Origin of the sequence: Companilactobacillus jidongensis, from assembly GCF_003946575.1 — a bacterium.
Taxonomy (GTDB): domain Bacteria; phylum Bacillota; class Bacilli; order Lactobacillales; family Lactobacillaceae; genus Companilactobacillus; species Companilactobacillus jidongensis.
Genome location: NZ_RHOP01000014.1, coordinates 1 through 16,136 on the forward strand (window position 1 = coordinate 1; position 16,136 = coordinate 16,136).

The window sequence follows — 16,136 nt, forward strand, 5'->3', positions numbered from 1 at the left end:
TGTGCATAAAAATAGGCATCCTCAACGAGGATGCCCAAGGCTCAAAATCATTCATCAATACTATTTGACAAAGAACCAAAAAATTCCTGATCGTTATCGATCAGGAATTTTTTAATTGATACCTTTTTTCTTATTGTTAATTTGATGAATTATTAGTGTAACGATAATTGAAACAACTAGTACCGCTACGAATAGCAGGTTTGGTACTTCGATATCGATAGCAGGAATTGACAAGAACAGCTTAACTGAGATGAACAAAATCAAGAAGTAGGCCATCCCTTGCAATTCGGGAACACGATTCATTAGCCCCATGATCATCTCTGCAATACCACGCATAGCTAGAATACCAATCATACCACCGATTAAGACGATTACTGGATTGCTGGAGATAGCCAACGAAGCAAGGACCGAATCGATTGAGAAGACGATGTCCATCAGCTCAATCGAAATAACAACTTGCCAGAATTGGGAAATATGAATATGTTTTTTCCAACCTCTAGGTTCAGGCTTTTCAGTTGGAACTTCAACTTTGCCTTTTTTCCGTCTATCGATGAAGAAGTACTTCAAGAATAGATAGAATAAGTAGCCGGCACCAAGTACCTTGATCCACCAGAAGTTGATCAAGTAGACACCGATACCAATAACTAGGAATCGGAAGATGTAAGCTCCGAATAGTCCGTAGAATAATGATTTTTCTTGTTCTACTTTGTTAGGTAGTGATTGGGTTTGAGCAGCTAAAACCACTGCGTTGTCGACTGACAAGATACATTCCATAACTACCAAAGATAAAATTACTAACCAATCTTCACCAGATTCAATAACTGTTGCCCAGTTATGAAGGTCGAAGAATGGGCCGTACATGTTCACAAGTGCATTCAATCAGAATATGCTCCCTCAAATTATTTATTTCCCAAATGATACTGGATTTTGTACTTTTTGTATATCTTTATTTACTTTTTATTCTACTAGATATTTCAAAAAATGACTGGTTTTAGATGATTAAATTTAATAATATTTTTGAAAACGATTTCTAAATTAATGTTGACAAAGGTAAAATAATTGATTACTATAAACTCAATTATTCGAATATGTTTTGGAATTTTGTCACCGGATCGAATTCCAATGAAGGTATTTTCCAACAAACCGTAGGTACGACGCGCAAGCGTTATAAGGTTTGTCAGGGAAATACCTTTTTTATTTTTTCTAGGAGGTATTTTTGATGAGTAAACTGAAGGTATTGAATGCAGAGAGTATTAATAAATTATTGGATATGGGTAGTGTGATCGATGTCGTTGCACATGGCTATGGTTCTAAGGAAGATGGCTCAGGTGTTATTTGGCCCATGATCTATTATGAATTTGAAACTGACAAGGCTGATATGGATATTAGGTCAGGTTATTTGAAGAATCAAGGAGTCTATGGAGCGAAGTTGTTGTCATGGTTCTCAGGTAATAGTAATAATGGTCTGCCGGAATTATCAGGTACAACTATGATCTATGATGCCAAAACAGGTTCACCAAAGGGGCTAGTCAACGCGGCAGCCTTAACTGGTTTAAGAACAGGTGCTGCTGGAGCTGTTGGTAGCAAGTATTTGGCAAACCCTAAGTCGCACAAGTTATTGATCGTTGGCGCTGGTAATCAAGCCGCCTTTCAAGTTTTAGGTCAAATTAATGTATTACCGGAATTAACCGATGTAAGTATTTATGATCCTATCGACAGTGATAATGCTGTCAAATTTGCAGGCAACTTACCGGATATTTTGAATCAAAAAATAATGAATTCAGAAAAAGTAAGTAAAAATGTTGCTGAAATTAAAAATAGAATTTCAAAGATAAACTTTTCAGCTGTAAGTAATATTGAAGAGGCAACTAAAGGTGCCGATGTTATTGTTACAGTCACTCCATCGACCAAACCGATGCTAAAACTTGCTTGGATCACACCAGGTACACACTTGAATACAATTGGTGCTGATATGGAAGGTAAGCAAGAAGTGGATGAAAACATTTTTCCTCAAGCCAAAGTATTCGTTGATGATGTAACCCAAGCAACATCAGTTGGTGAAACACAGACTGCTATTAAAAAGAATCTCATTACCAAGTCTGATGTGACTGAGATTGGAAAATTGGTCAAAGCAAATAAGAAAAATACTGATTTTAGTGGAATTACTATTTTTGACAGTACTGGTATTGCACTGCAAGATATTTCAGCTGCTGGTCTAGCAGTTCAAAGAGCTGATCAATTAAATTTAGGTGAAAGTGTTGATCTATAAGGGGGAAAATCATGAAAATTAAAACTTTTGGCGTTGAACAATGGATGAATGAGTATGAGACTAGAGCTAAGTATAATTTAGGTGAAACTTGTGTTTCGCCAATGTCTATCAATGATCTTTTGAAGTTAGTTAATTCAAACGAAGCTGACAAGATCATGAATCAAATCCTAAATCTTCGCTTAACTTATGGTGATATTGTCGGAAACGATGATTTAAGAAAGAACATTTCCAAGTTATACAAAGAAATTGATTTTGAAAATATTGTAACAACGCATGGTGCAATTGGTGCAAATAGTTTGGTATTAACTTCAATTGTGGAACCTGAAGATGAAGTCGTTGTAGTTAAACCAACATATCAACAGCTTCAGTCAATTCCGGAAACTATTGGTGCAACCGTTAGAACTTTGGATTTGAAACTAGAAAATAATTATTTACCTGATATTAAACAATTGAAGTCATTAGTTAATAATAAGACCAAATTAATTATCTTGAATAACCCTGATAATCCTAGTGGTGCTTTGATCCCTAATGAATTATTGAAGGAGATCGTTGGTATTGCAAAAAGTGTCGATGCTTATGTCTTGTGTGATGAAGTATATCGTCACCTGAATCAGGTTGATGGATACTCAGATTCAATCGTAGATCTGTATGACAAAGGTATCTCAACAAGCAGTATGTCCAAAGTATTTTCAATGGCAGGATTACGACTGGGATGGATTGCTACGAGGGATGCTGAACTCATGAAGGTTATCTTAAATCAAAGAGATTACAACACTATCAGTAACGGTGTTATCAACGAATTAATCGCTAAATTAACTTTGGAAAATTCAAAATTGGTTATTGCTCGTAATCGTAAAATTGTTCAACAGAATTTACAAATTTTGGATGATTGGGTAAATTCTCAAGAACATATTTCCTGGGTCAAACCGCAGGCTGGTACGACCGCCTTGTTACATTATGATTTGGACGTTCCGAGTGAAGAATTTTGTGATAAGTTGATGAATGAAAAAGAGGTTTTGCTTGTTCCCGGTAAGTGTTTTGATATTGAACACTCATTGCGAATCGGCTATGCCTTCGAAAGTGAAGAATTACAACGTGGATTAGATCAAGTTAGTGAATTTATTAAGAGTCTATAAAAAGTTTGTAGTGATACCGTGATATAATTAATGACGTTATTTCAAAGAAAGACTTGGAGGTTTAAATCTAAGTCTTTTTTGATGCTATGTTAAGAACAAAATGATACTGGTCATTTTGCCCAACCATAAATAAGCAACTTGATTAAAACTGGAGGTCCACATGGTAATAAGTAAATCAGAAGATAATTTGGTTGACTTGACTCAATCAGTTCATAAACAAATGAGTAATTACAAAGTTCAACAAATCAAAGCAGTTTTAGAGTTGTTGGATGAAGGTAATACTGTGCCGTTTATTGCTCGTTATCGCAAGGAACGCACTGGTACTTTAGATGAAGTTGCCATTCGTGATATTGAAGATGAAGCACGTCGATTGATGAAGTTAAATCAACGTCGTAATGACGTCATTAATTTGATTCAAGAACAGGGCAAGTTAACGCCTGCGTTAAAAAAACAACTTGAAGAAGCAATGGTATTACAAAAGGTGGAAGATTTGTATCTTCCATATAAACAAAAAAAGCAGACTAAAGCTAGTATTGCTCGCGAAGCTGGATTAGAACCGTTAGCAAATTGGTTATTAAGTTTTCCATCTGATGGTTTAAATACCAAAGCAAGCTCTTTTATTAATGTCAGTAAAAACTTATCAGATTTAGAGTCGGTCTGGGCTGGAGTTAATGAAATTTTAGCCGAACTTTTCAGTGAAAAAGCTAGTTTCCGTGAATGGATAAGAGGATATACTTACCAAAATGGTGAATTGACCAGCAAGGTAAAACGAGGTGCTAAAGAAAAGGATGAGGGACAAACTTATGAAACATATTACGATTTTCAGCAATCGTTGAAACAAATCCCTCCATATCGAATCTTAGCTATTAACCGTGGAGAACGTGAAAAAATATTGACCGTTGGTATTTCCATCGATACTGATAAAATTTTAAATTTTGGATATTCTCGAATAATTGGTCGTCATCAAGGTCCAGCCGTAGAAAAAGTGAAGATTGCCTTTGTTGATGCTTACAAACGATTTTTGGGACCGGCTATTGCAAGAGAAATTCGTCGTAAGTTATCTGATCAAGCAAATGAACATGCAATTAAAATTTTTGGAAATAACTTGTATCATCTTTTGATGGCATCACCATTAAAGGGCAAAGTTGTTATGGGATTTGACCCAGCCTATCGGACCGGCTGTAAGTTAGCAATTGTTGACGCTAATGGACGATTTTTGACCAAACAAGTGATCTATCCCCACAAACCGGCAAATAAAGAAAAACAAGCTGCAGCTAGTACAGAATTTAAGAAGTTACTTGAAGATTATCAGGTTGAAATGATTGCTATTGGGAACGGAACCGCCAGTCGAGAATCAGAAGAGTTTGTTAGTGGAATCTTAAAAACTTTAAAACGTCCGATTTATTATGTGATTGTTAATGAAGCTGGTGCTTCAGTTTATTCAGCAAGCGCCAATGCTCGCTCAGAGTTTGGAAATCTTCATGTTGAAGAACGTTCAGCAATTAGTATTGGTCGTCGATTGCAGGATCCGTTGGCTGAACTGATAAAGGTTGACCCTAAAGCAATTGGTGTGGGGCAATATCAACATGATGTTCCTGAAAAAGATCTAGATGAGCAATTAGACCGAGTTGTAGAAACGGCCGTGAATCAAGTAGGAGTTAATGTTAATACAGCAAGCTCAGAATTGTTAACTCATATTTCTGGATTAACCTCAACAACTGCAAAAAATATCGTAAAGTTTCGAAATGAAAAGGGTGCTTTCGATAATCGTGAATCTTTAAAACAGGTTCCCCGATTAGGTCCTAAGGCTTACCAACAATCAGTTGGATTTTTAAGAATTATTTCTGGAGATGATCCGCTGGACAATACCGACATTCATCCGGAAAGTTATACGGCCACACGAAAATTATTAAAGGGAATTGAAATGTCTACCGATTTAATTGGTACTACTGAACTTCATCAAAGATTAGCAAAGTTAGATAAACATGAGTGGACTCAAAAGTTGAATATTGGAGAGGAAACTCTAACTGATATTATTGAAGGATTGAGTAAACCAGGGCGAGACCTTCGTGATAATATGCCGGCGCCATTGCTCCGACAAGACGTCTTAAGTATGGCTGATCTTAAGCCAGGAATGGAACTTCAAGGTACGGTTAGAAATGTGATTGATTTTGGTGTATTTGTTGATATTGGAGTTAAACAAGACGGATTAGTCCATATTTCACAGTTAGCTGACCGATATGTTAGTGATCCCAGTACAATAGTCACAATTGGCGACATTGTGACTGTTTGGGTACTGAGTGTCGATGAGACCCGTAATCGTATTCAATTGACGATGCGTGGAAATAGGGTTAATAATTAAATTTAGTCATAAGAAGAGAAAAAAGAGTTACTGTCGACTTGAATGATCAAGTGACAGTAACTCTTTTTGATTTAAATAGCTGGTACAAATGTAGTATAGATCAACCAAATGTTTAAAATAGTTAGGATTACAGCAATACCATAACCAATATACTTAACGTAGTTCTTATTGGCGAAATCACCCATAAGTTCTTTACTACTTGAAAAAGCAATCAATGGAAAAATCGAGAATGGTAATGCGACACTCAAGAACACTTGTGAGAATGTCAGTAATGATTCTATCTTGGCCTCATTGCCGTGATAAATAATAGCAAAGGCGATAACTGGAAGAATTGATAACAAACGTGTGATAACACGTCTGACCCAAAGCTTCATCTTCATGTGGACGAAACCTTCCATAACGATCTGACCAGATAGTGTACCAGTGATAGTTGAGTTTTGTCCTGATGCCAATAGGGCAACCGCAAAGAGTATACTCAAGACCGGACTAGCAACGGCACCGGCGATCTTTGGATCTTGCAAAGCGTTGTATAAGTCAACAAAACGACCAAGATCACTCTTTGTACCATAGAATAATGCCGCACCAAGAAGTAATAGCAAGGTGTTAACTACGAATGCTAAGGTCAATTGAATGTTTGAATCCCAAGTTGAAAAACGAACAGCTTGTTTAACACTCTTTTGGTCTTTACGATCGTATTTTCTAGCTTGCGCAATACTCGAATGCAGATATAAGTTATGCGGCATAACAGTCGCACCAACGATACCTAAGGAAATATAAAGCATACTTTGGTTTTGTAGAATAACTGGATCAGGTACAAAACCAATCACCATTTGACCCATATTAGGTTGAGCCAAGATAACTTCATACATAAATACTGCCAAAATAACTAAGATCAGTGCAGCAACAATGGCTTCGATCTTTCTGAATCCAAGCTTCATCAGAATCAATAATAACAGAACATCGAAGGCGGTAATTAGAACACCCCAGAGTATTGGTATATTGAAGAGAAGTTTTAAGGCGATGGCGGAACCAATGATTTCCGCAATATCCGTCGCCATGATAGCTAATTCCGTAACTATCCAGAGCATAAAGCCGACTTTTTTAGTCGTTCTATCTCTTGTTAATTGTGCCAAATCCCGACCAGTTACAATCCCTAGTTTAGCGGCCATATATTGTAATAACATGGCAATTAAACTAGATATCAAAATGACGGTCAAAAGTTTGTATTTGAACTGAGCACCACCAGCGATGGAAGTAACCCAGTTACCAGGATCCATATATCCAACGGCAACCAGTGCACCAGGACCACTATAAGCTAGTAAGGTCTTGAAGAATCCGGCATCCTTTGGAATTTCAACGGTATCATTAATTTCTTCTAGCGAAGGACCGTTTGCATAATGGATCAGGCTATCGTGTTTTTGTTTATTTTCACTCAAGCTTGTATCCCCCTTTTTAATCTCTCAACATAGTATCATGTTATGTCCTACTTTTAAACCCTAATAAAAAATAAATTTAGGCTAACTTAACTTATATCTATTTATGCAATACTTGATATAAATCAAAGTAAAAATTTGTAAAAACGGCTACACTAACCTACAATTACTTAAAAAGGAATGAGGCTATATGGACTTAATAATAATCATAGTAGACGTAGTATTTTTAGCCGGAGCTGTCTTCAACATCTACTGGCAATCACAAATCGAGATTCGTTCGGTTTATAAGATATCATCTTTAATCTTCGCTGCATTCATGGGCGGATGGTTAATGGTATCATCTTCAAGTGACTTGCCATATATCATAATGGTAGCTGCTTTTGTTACATTAACTATTATGAACGGTGTTGGTGGTATTGGTGAGAAGAAGGTTGTAATGAATGGATTCTATTCGGGCGTCTTAGATTACTCCCAAATCGTTCATGTAACGCTGATTCCCATTGAGATTCCACAACGTAAACCAAAGGTTGCCGTAATCTTTAATACAAAACGTACACAACAAATACAAATGAGTTTTAATACTTCATATAAGACAGTTCAAGATTATTTGAGCAATAAGTTGTCTTCTGGAGTACAAGTTGAAGTTGGTCAAATTTAATAGGTAAGAAAAAATGAACCTGGATTTTAAAATCCAGGTTCATTTTTTAATTAGCGCTCTTTAAATCACGAATGTGATAACCAATGTAGCCAACAATTATCAAAGCTAGTGCGATTCCCAGCTGCCACCACATTGTTCCCAGATCGATTTTACTTACAGGAACATTGGGTACATATCCAAATGGTGTAAATTTGGCGATCCATTTTGGTAGGTCGATCAATTTACCAAAGTAGCCGACGAATAATGCAAATCCGGTGTATAAGTAGCCGAAGACTGCAAATTTTGGCAACCAACCAACGGTACAGGCTGATAAAGCTAGGATAACTAGTACTGGTGAAATATAAGCGTAGAATCCATGCAAGAAGACTGATAAGGCAATGGGATGCTTCATAACGGAAGCTCCACCTAATTGCAGTCCTAACATACCAGCGAATAGTGCCGCTAGACTAGTTAGAATACCCAGTACCAGAACGCTGGTAAATAAATACTCACGACTCACAGGTTTGGAATGGATCAATTCTAAGTAACCTTTACTTTCACCAGATTTCAAGTAGTTGATGATCTGAATACCAGGGAACAACGCTAATACTCCGAAAACAATCATTAAGATAGCAACGAAATGCTTGATGATCAGTATATTAGCTTTGTGGACAGCAGTGGCACCAATCAATTTTTCCATAGCAGGATTGGTCTTTAGAATATCTCCAATAGTATTAAAGATTGATCCGTAAGTGAAGCCTAGAATTAATAGGCCGATCACCCAGACAATGATGGTTGTGCGATGTAATCTCCAGAAGAGACTGAGTGGACCACGTAGGAAGGCAGATGCCTTGGCACGGCCAGGTCTAGTAGCGATAATACCAGAACCAATATCACGGTGGTCATTGATCCATAACGCCGCCACACTCAGAATCAGTGACAGTGACATCATCAATAAGACTGGTAACCAATTATTTTTTTGATAGGTTGAAAATTTTTCTACCCAGCCAAAGGGGATGAACCATGTGGCCTTAGGGTTAGAAACATCGGTCGACATTCTGGCGATGTACATGATTCCAAAAACTATGTACGAAAGAATTGTTGCGGAACGTGAATTATCTACTAATTGTGCTAAGAAGGCCGCAATGGCCGCAAACATGAAGCCGGCAGCACCTAAGCCTAATCCTAATAGGAAATTACCATTAGTATCAGTTCCAGTTAAATTAGCAAATTGTAGTCCTAAGGCATAAAACAAACCAATCAATAGATTGATAACGAACAATTCAATCAGCGAGGATGCTAGATTGGACAGTTTACCAACGGAGTGTGATTGAATTATTTCTAATAATCCAGAATCTTCTTCGCCGCGGGTGTTCTTAATGATGATTGAAAAATTCATAATGGCCGCAATCATCGCCATAAAGACGGTCATTTCACCAGCAAAGACATCGGCAGTCGTATATGGTGTACTACCGGATAATTTACCGAAGAGTGAAATCATTGATGGTGATTTTAATGTTTTGACGATTTCGTCAATTGATGCCTGTGTATCATAAATAGTTGTGAATTTTGCCGCAACGGCTGCGAATAAAACGATTAGCGTAACTGACCAGAGAGTTAATTTCAACCAATCACGTTTTAAACTAAAGCGAGTCAAAAACCAAGTTTGATGAAAATTACGATTTTCCATAATTGTTATCTCCCTTCGTTTGAATTGTAGTATCTCATGAACAGATCTTCTAAGGTTGGAGGAGTCGATTGAAGTGAAACTATTTGTTTGGAAGCTAAATAACTCATAACATAGCTCATTTGGTCTGAATCAACCGAGAAGGTCGTTAGTCCATTAGTTCCTACGGTGACATTGTGTACTCCTTGGAGTGTCTGTAACTCGGGAGTTAGTTGCATAGTTTGGAACTCGATCACAGTTCTAGTTAAGTGGCGCATATCGGATAATGAACCTGTTTCAACTATTTCACCGCTACGAATAATTCCTATGCGGTCACACATTTTTTCTACCTCAGATAAAATGTGACTTGATAGTAGAACTGCTTTGCCCTCTTTTTTTAGTTCCATAACTGATTGTTGGAAGATTTCTTCGTTCAACGGATCGAGTCCGGAAGTTGGCTCGTCAAAAATATAAAAGTCAGCATCAGTGGAGAAGGCCGCAATCAAAGCGACCTTTTGGCGATTACCTTTAGAATATGTACGAGCCTTTTTGGTTGGGTCGAGTTTGAATCGATCTATCATCATATCAGTTTTACGATTATGTTTAGTATTACCAAGTTTTAAGAATAGATCGATGATCTCACCACCAGTTAGATTTGGCCAAAGGTAGACGTCACCAGGAACATAGGCTAGATGTTTGTGAATCGAAACGGAATCCTTATAGACATCTTTGCCAAAGAGTGTGGCGGTCCCACCACTTGCACGTAGAATACCTAGTAAGGTACGAATGGTGGTTGATTTACCAGCACCGTTAGGTCCAATGAATCCAAAAACTTCCCCAGGATAGACATCGAAAGTAACGTTCTTTAGTGCTTGAAGTTTGCCAAAGTTTTTTTGTAGATGATCGACATGTAAAATTGCACTATTATTTTGATTCATCATATTATCCCCTTTGTATGAATCCCAGTTTTGTGAGCAATAAACTTGAATTCTTGATAAGAAAATGAAATATTTTTGTTGAATAGTTCACTTATCAAAGAGTATATTAGTTGTGTAGACAGCTAGTGTCAACCTTAAAATATTGCAATATGAACTATTTGAAATTTCTAAAATAGCTACATTGATATAGCGCTACAAAAAGTGAAATATCGTTCAGAAGTATTTTTGGAGGGAATCATGGCAACTAATAAAAAACGTAAAGAACAAAAGAAAACAGACATTTTAAATGCGGCAACAAAAGCATTTGTTACCAATGGATACAAAAATACCTCTGTCGCAGATATTGCGAAAGAGGCACATTCGTCACAGGTTACAATGTATAAATATTTTCCAAGCAAAATTGAACTGGCACGAGAAGTTACCATTAAAATGATTGTGGACGGTTACGCTGGATATGATCAAAGGTTAAATCAACTTAATATGAGTTTTAAACAAAAGATAGAGAATATTCTAGACTTTGGCACTAATGAAGCTGAATCTCTGAATCAGGATTTTATGAACTTTATGATTGATGAGTTTCAAGCAGCTAACGGTGATGATCGAGTTATGATTGTTTATAACCAAGGTAAAGAGAGATTCTGGAGTAAAATTCTCAAGCAAGGTCGTGCAGAGGGGATGATCAGCGATGATATTCAGGATGAGGTTGTAATGTTATATGTTGATATGCTCATTACTTATTTTATGAATCCTTCAACTGCTCAGATGACTAAAAGTCTTGTTAAGAAGAAATATTCCAATGGTCTAGCGCGTATGTTTTTTTACGGAATTATGGGCAAGTGAGGATGGTAATCTTAGCTGATAGCCGTCAAAAAAATCACTTTTAAGTTTTCCAAATTCATCTATTAATGCATGGAATTCGCTAGCTTCGTCAGGTGTGAAATCAAAATCGGCCTCAACAGAGTTTTTTAGTTGCATATATGTTGGCTTCTCAGTGAAGGCGTGCAAGTTCATAAATAGACGCATACAGTAATTATCCGCTACAAAAGTCGACCGGTGAAAATAATATAATAGAAGAACATCCGCAGTTTCATTACCGATACCTTTGAGGCTTAGCAATTTTTTACGCAGAACGGGTGTAGAGTAACGTTCCCAGTCATCAAAGTCATCGCGATAGGCAGTTAATAAGGAGCGGACGTAAATAGATTTGTTCTTATAGAACCCACTAGGTTGAATCAAACCACGTAATTCATCTAATGGAAGAGCTAGTAATTTTGTTAAATTGAATCCTGTGGATTCCTGCAGATTTTTTAATGAACGGTCAACATTTTTCCAATTAGTATTTTGAATTAAGACCATTCCAATCAGCATTTCTTCAGTACTATGAGTAGGCCACCAATTTTGGCGACCAAGTTGTTTATTTAATAATTCAAATAGTTCTCTGATAGTTATTTCTTTGTACAAGATATTTCCCCCTTGGGATATCCATTATCTAACAAAACCGAGCAAATGTCCCAAATTGTTTCACGGGAAACGTTATAACGACCAGCCAAGAATTTTAACAGCGATAAGATATGTCAAAATAGTACCGAGAATTATGCCTACTACTGCTGAAATGATCAGAATATAACGGCGCTTTTTAGCATCGTAGTTTATTTCTTCAACTGTTTTGCCATTTAAAAAGGCAACAGTCTGCTTGAAAGTTTGAAGATGCAATCTGTTGTTGAGTTTGATTAGAGTTGCGGCAATCATTATACCTAGTGTGCTAAAAGTAGCCACTAACATCGCGGCAATTGGTAATGGGAGCCAATGGATACTGATGAATGATATGTATGTCGCTATCAGAGTTGTTAGTAGTCCGACTGATAATTCACGTAATTTGAATTTTGATAAGTTATTTTGCATAAGATCGATGTCATCTTTGACCAATTGATCAACGGTGGTCTGATAAATATCAGCCATGAGTATCAGGCTTTGAATGTCAGGATAAGTTTTTCCAGTTTCCCAATTGGAGATTGTTTGCCGTGACACATACATTTTCTTCGCGAGCGCTGTTTGAGATAAGTTATTTTGATTCCGGTAATAAATCAATTTTTCATTGATCTTCATTTGATTATCCTTTCAACGAATAGTCGTTATAACGATGTCAAAATACTTTTACATCAGGTATTTGTCGTACTTGAACTGCTATCTACATAGTACAATAGATTCAAGCAGAGATGGAGGTATTCGTCATGGATGATAATGATTTTGTAATGCACCAAGTTAAGTCATTCGCCGAAGGATTTGGGATTGTAATAAACAACAGAGATGGTAGCAAATCACAAGTCATCTTTGAACAGGAACAAGGGCAGTCGGGTACCATTAAGGATGAACTTAACAAGTTATTGTCTAAGAAAAAATATGATAGTGCAGTTAGGCTGGTTTTTGAACAAAAGTTTATTTTGGAACACGATGATTATTTGAAATTAGCTTATTGGTTACTGAGTGAACTAAATTCGCATGATGATGTGGATGAAAAATTGAAAAATGAATTGGCTCATTCAATTTATAAAGTTGCTAAGATGTGAAAATAACCCAGGGAAAATATTAATATTTTCCCTGGGTTATTCGTTTACTTTTTATTCAGAACGCAATGCCGTTGCAGCATCTTTCTTCGCAGCCATTCGAGCTGGAATATGTCCACCGATTACGGTTAGGACCGTACTTACAATTATTAGAATAATTGCATGGATCGGATTCAATTGTGCAACGTTAGATAGATCGGTCATGCTCTTCAAGATTGAATTGATGGGGAATGTTGCTAGATAGGCGATGACAACACCGAGAACACCGGAGGCCACACCTAAGATAGTTGTTTCCGCATCGAATACACGGGTAATATCTTTCTTTCTAGCACCGAGGGCTTTCAAGATACCAATTTCCTTAGTACGTTCAAGTACTGATGTGTAGGTAATGATTGAGATCATGATCATACTTGTTACTAATGAGATTCCGGCAAAGGCGACTAGGACATAAGTAATGGCGTCCATCAGTCCGCCGGTCAAGTTAGAGACTGAACCGGCCATATCTGTATATACGACTTTGTCAGATTTTTTCTTGCCACTATTGTACTTATCTAAGTACTTGAGAATCTTATCTTTGTTTTTGAAGTTATTAGGATAAATCATAATACTTGAAGGCGTAGTTGATCCACCAAGATAGCTGATCAAAGTAGCTTTGGTCGTAGCGTCATCAACACTGGCACCTGTTAGAACATTAGTTTTACTGTTCTTTTGAGCTGTCACAATATCAGAAGTCTTATTATTGTTGATGATATTCTTAGTTAGTTGATCACTATAGGCAATACCAGAAGCCAAGATGTTTTCAGATGACTTAGATTTAACACGCAAGATACCTGAAATCTTCAAAGTAGTGTTGGAGCTATTGTTATAGAGATCTTCGCTGGCAGAGTTAGGTAAAAAAGTACCAGTTTCTAACTTCTTGTAGTAATCATTGTTGTTAACAACTTTGACTTCTTTACCAACTAGTTTGTTGAAATCGAGTTTTTGACCATCTTTGACCGATAAGCCTAAGTTCTTCAAAGCGTTGACGTTAGTTGAATTGTCAGTATCAACGATCAAAACGATGTCATTAGCGGTAGTTGGCATTGATCCAGAGACAACTTTGTAATGTTTCTTTAAGAATGCTTGACCGTTTTTACCACCTGGATAAACTGAACCACCGATACCGGTTGAAGTTGCCATGGCATTTTGCATGGCACTAGCTGAACTAGCATTGCTGTTGTCAGTATTGGAGAAGGTGACAGTTTTAACTTTTCCATTGACGTTACTTAACAAGTTCATACCAGTTGAGTACGTGTAAGTTATGGTCTTACTCAAATTTGGATTGATGTTGCCGATGTAATTAAGGTATTTATTAGTGATTTTATTGACGTGAGTCGACTTGTCAGCCTGGCTCATTTTGGCAGTGACTTTTGTTTTCTTTGCCTTGGTCAGTTTACTATCTTTGGTCGATGGTGCTGTTTGGCTAGAAGCTACTTGTGAGATAGTTATGGGGAACTGCGCCAAGGTATTGGATTGTGTTTTATCGATCTGTTTTTGGAATCCTGATGACAGTGCCAACACAATAGCAATACTGATGATACCAATACTTGAAGCAAAAGCTGTTAAGAACGTTCGAGCCTTTTTGGTTTTTATATTGGTGAATGACAATTTCAGAGCAGTCCAAAATGTCATTTTAGTTTTCTTTAATTCAAATCGATCTTTGTTTTCATCTTCGACGTAGGGATTAGAGTCGTCTTGAATTTTACCATCTGCGAAGTTGATGATACGGTCAGCATATTGTTTAGCTAACTCAGGGTTGTGAGTAACCATGATAACTAATCGTTCTTTAGATAATTCTTTGATCAATTCCATGATTTGAACACTGGTTTCGGTATCCAAAGCACCAGTTGGCTCATCACAGAGTAAGATCTCAGGGTCATTAGCAATCGCACGGGCAATCGCTACACGTTGCATTTGGCCACCAGATAATTGATTAGGTTTCTTATTCATGTGTGGACCCAATCCCACACGTTCTAGAGCCTTGGTAGCTTTTTCTTTTTTCTCTTCAGTTGGAACACCACTCAGTGTCATTCCCATTTCAACATTATCAAGGATACTCAAGTGTCCAATAATATTGTAACTTTGGAAGATAAAACCAACGGAATTATTACGATAAGCATCCCAGTCTGATTCTGAGAAGTCCTTGGTTGATTTACCCTTAATGATCAAATCACCAGAATCGTAGATATCCAAACCACCAATACCATTAAGCATGGTAGTTTTACCAGAGCCACTAGGTCCCAGTATAGCGACGAATTCCTGAGGTCTGAATGATACAGATACATCATCAAGCGCCTTGGTTACAGAATCGCCGACATAGAAGTACTTTTTAATATGTTTAAGTTCCAGCATTTAATTAATCCTTTTTATTTAAATTTGTAATGTCCATCTGAAATTGTTAGAATTCCATTAGTGCAACACTATGTTTCATATAATAGAAACATTTTATTCAAAAAACAATCATCAATTATAAATAATTTGTTGTAAGTGTAACATAATGCCACATACTGTTGCATTAATAACGCTATATGGAGAAACCAACTATGGTAGGAATTAAGAATAATCGTCGGGCACAATATACTCGACAAGTCATTCAAGATGCTGTTTTGTCATTGTTAGAAAATAAAGCTATCGGAGATATAAAAGTGACAGAGGTTTGTAAATTGGCAGACATAAATCGCACAACTTTCTATCGATATTACGATGATGTTTTTAAATGTGTTGAAAGTATCGAGACAGAGTTTATTGAATCTATGGAGCCAAGTGAGAATATGAAGCCTGTTGAAGCATTTGAAAAATTACTGAGCGCTTTTTATAATCAGAAACGTTTGAGTAATTTAGTATTTGTCGAAGGGAAAACTAAACTGATCGATAGGATTCAACAAACCATTGAGAATGGTGGAGCTGGGAAACCGCAAATCAATGAATATGATAAATATCAAGAGGTCTATATGATGTCAGGGATGCTGGCTATTATGAAGAAATGGGTCAAGGAAGGGATGCCTGAAACACCTAAGGAATTGTCAAAAGTCATTATTCAAATAACATTTGCTGATAATATTCAGTCTTTAAGAGATCAAATAGATTGTTAA

Annotated in this window: 14 protein-coding genes; 7 read left to right on the forward strand and 7 right to left on the reverse strand. The window is 36.9% G+C overall.

Translation table 11 applies throughout. The features are described from left to right. Nucleotides 1-111: 111 nt before the first annotated feature. Nucleotides 112-879 (reverse strand): TerC family protein, encoded by a 768-nt coding sequence (locus EKM68_RS09240; RefSeq protein ID WP_125590030.1) that lies wholly within the window; start codon nucleotides 877-879, stop codon nucleotides 112-114. A 340-nt stretch (nucleotides 880-1,219) separates the two neighbouring features. Between EKM68_RS09240 and EKM68_RS09245 the strand changes: the two genes are divergently transcribed. From EKM68_RS09245 to EKM68_RS09255, 3 genes are all read left to right on the forward strand, one after another. Then, on the forward strand, nucleotides 1,220-2,269 hold the full coding sequence (locus EKM68_RS09245; RefSeq protein WP_125590032.1) for an ornithine cyclodeaminase family protein: 1,050 nt from the start codon (nucleotides 1,220-1,222) through the stop codon (nucleotides 2,267-2,269). 11 nt (nucleotides 2,270-2,280) lie between these two features. Then, nucleotides 2,281-3,405: an aminotransferase gene (locus EKM68_RS09250; protein ID WP_125590034.1), complete on the forward strand. Its 1,125-nt coding sequence runs from the start codon at nucleotides 2,281-2,283 to the stop codon at nucleotides 3,403-3,405. A 160-nt stretch (nucleotides 3,406-3,565) separates the two neighbouring features. Further along, nucleotides 3,566-5,767 carry a Tex family protein gene (locus EKM68_RS09255; RefSeq protein ID WP_125590036.1) on the forward strand — a complete coding sequence of 734 codons (2,202 nt, stop codon included), beginning with the start codon at nucleotides 3,566-3,568 and terminating at the stop codon, nucleotides 5,765-5,767. A 71-nt stretch (nucleotides 5,768-5,838) separates the two neighbouring features. Here EKM68_RS09255 and EKM68_RS09260 read toward each other — a convergent pair whose 3' ends face one another. Continuing rightward, a complete protein-coding gene (locus EKM68_RS09260; RefSeq protein ID WP_125590038.1) occupies nucleotides 5,839-7,203 on the reverse strand; it encodes an Nramp family divalent metal transporter in 1,365 nt (454 codons plus the stop codon). A 187-nt stretch (nucleotides 7,204-7,390) separates the two neighbouring features. On the opposite strand from EKM68_RS09260, the gene EKM68_RS09265 reads away from it, so the two are divergent. Continuing rightward, a complete protein-coding gene (locus tag EKM68_RS09265; protein WP_125590040.1) occupies nucleotides 7,391-7,858 on the forward strand; it encodes a hypothetical protein in 468 nt (155 codons plus the stop codon). A gap of 46 nt (nucleotides 7,859-7,904) precedes the next feature. Here the strand turns inward: EKM68_RS09265 and EKM68_RS09270 are convergent, their stop codons facing one another. Both EKM68_RS09270 and EKM68_RS09275 read right to left on the reverse strand, forming a co-directional pair. Next, on the reverse strand, nucleotides 7,905-9,527 hold the full coding sequence (locus tag EKM68_RS09270; RefSeq protein WP_125590042.1) for an ABC transporter permease: 1,623 nt from the start codon (nucleotides 9,525-9,527) through the stop codon (nucleotides 7,905-7,907). A gap of 5 nt (nucleotides 9,528-9,532) precedes the next feature. Further along, nucleotides 9,533-10,444: an ABC transporter ATP-binding protein gene (locus tag EKM68_RS09275; RefSeq protein ID WP_225422989.1), complete on the reverse strand. Its 912-nt coding sequence runs from the start codon at nucleotides 10,442-10,444 to the stop codon at nucleotides 9,533-9,535. A 234-nt stretch (nucleotides 10,445-10,678) separates the two neighbouring features. On the opposite strand from EKM68_RS09275, the gene EKM68_RS09280 reads away from it, so the two are divergent. Beyond that, nucleotides 10,679-11,281 carry a TetR/AcrR family transcriptional regulator gene (locus EKM68_RS09280; protein WP_125590044.1) on the forward strand — a complete coding sequence of 201 codons (603 nt, stop codon included), beginning with the start codon at nucleotides 10,679-10,681 and terminating at the stop codon, nucleotides 11,279-11,281. Here the strand turns inward: EKM68_RS09280 and EKM68_RS09285 are convergent. Both EKM68_RS09285 and EKM68_RS09290 read right to left on the reverse strand, forming a co-directional pair. Continuing rightward, nucleotides 11,243-11,902, reverse strand: a complete 660-nt coding sequence (locus EKM68_RS09285) for an endonuclease III domain-containing protein (protein ID WP_125590047.1) — start codon at nucleotides 11,900-11,902, stop codon at nucleotides 11,243-11,245. The genes EKM68_RS09280 and EKM68_RS09285 overlap by 39 nt on opposite strands. Before the next feature lie 72 nt (nucleotides 11,903-11,974). Beyond that, nucleotides 11,975-12,547 (reverse strand): helix-turn-helix transcriptional regulator, encoded by a 573-nt coding sequence (locus tag EKM68_RS09290; protein ID WP_125590049.1) that lies wholly within the window; start codon nucleotides 12,545-12,547, stop codon nucleotides 11,975-11,977. Between the two features lie 125 nt (nucleotides 12,548-12,672). On the opposite strand from EKM68_RS09290, the gene EKM68_RS09295 reads away from it, so the two are divergent. Next, a complete protein-coding gene (locus tag EKM68_RS09295; protein ID WP_125590051.1) occupies nucleotides 12,673-13,008 on the forward strand; it encodes a DUF6483 family protein in 336 nt (111 codons plus the stop codon). Nucleotides 13,009-13,059: 51 nt separating this feature from the next. Here EKM68_RS09295 and EKM68_RS09300 read toward each other — a convergent pair whose 3' ends face one another. Then, on the reverse strand, nucleotides 13,060-15,396 hold the full coding sequence (locus EKM68_RS09300) for an ABC transporter ATP-binding protein/permease (protein WP_125590053.1): 2,337 nt from the start codon (nucleotides 15,394-15,396) through the stop codon (nucleotides 13,060-13,062). A gap of 191 nt (nucleotides 15,397-15,587) precedes the next feature. Here EKM68_RS09300 and EKM68_RS09305 point away from each other — a divergent pair, with 191 nt between their 5' ends. After that, complete coding sequence (locus tag EKM68_RS09305; protein ID WP_125590154.1) at nucleotides 15,588-16,136, forward strand: TetR/AcrR family transcriptional regulator; 549 nt, start codon at nucleotides 15,588-15,590, stop codon at nucleotides 16,134-16,136.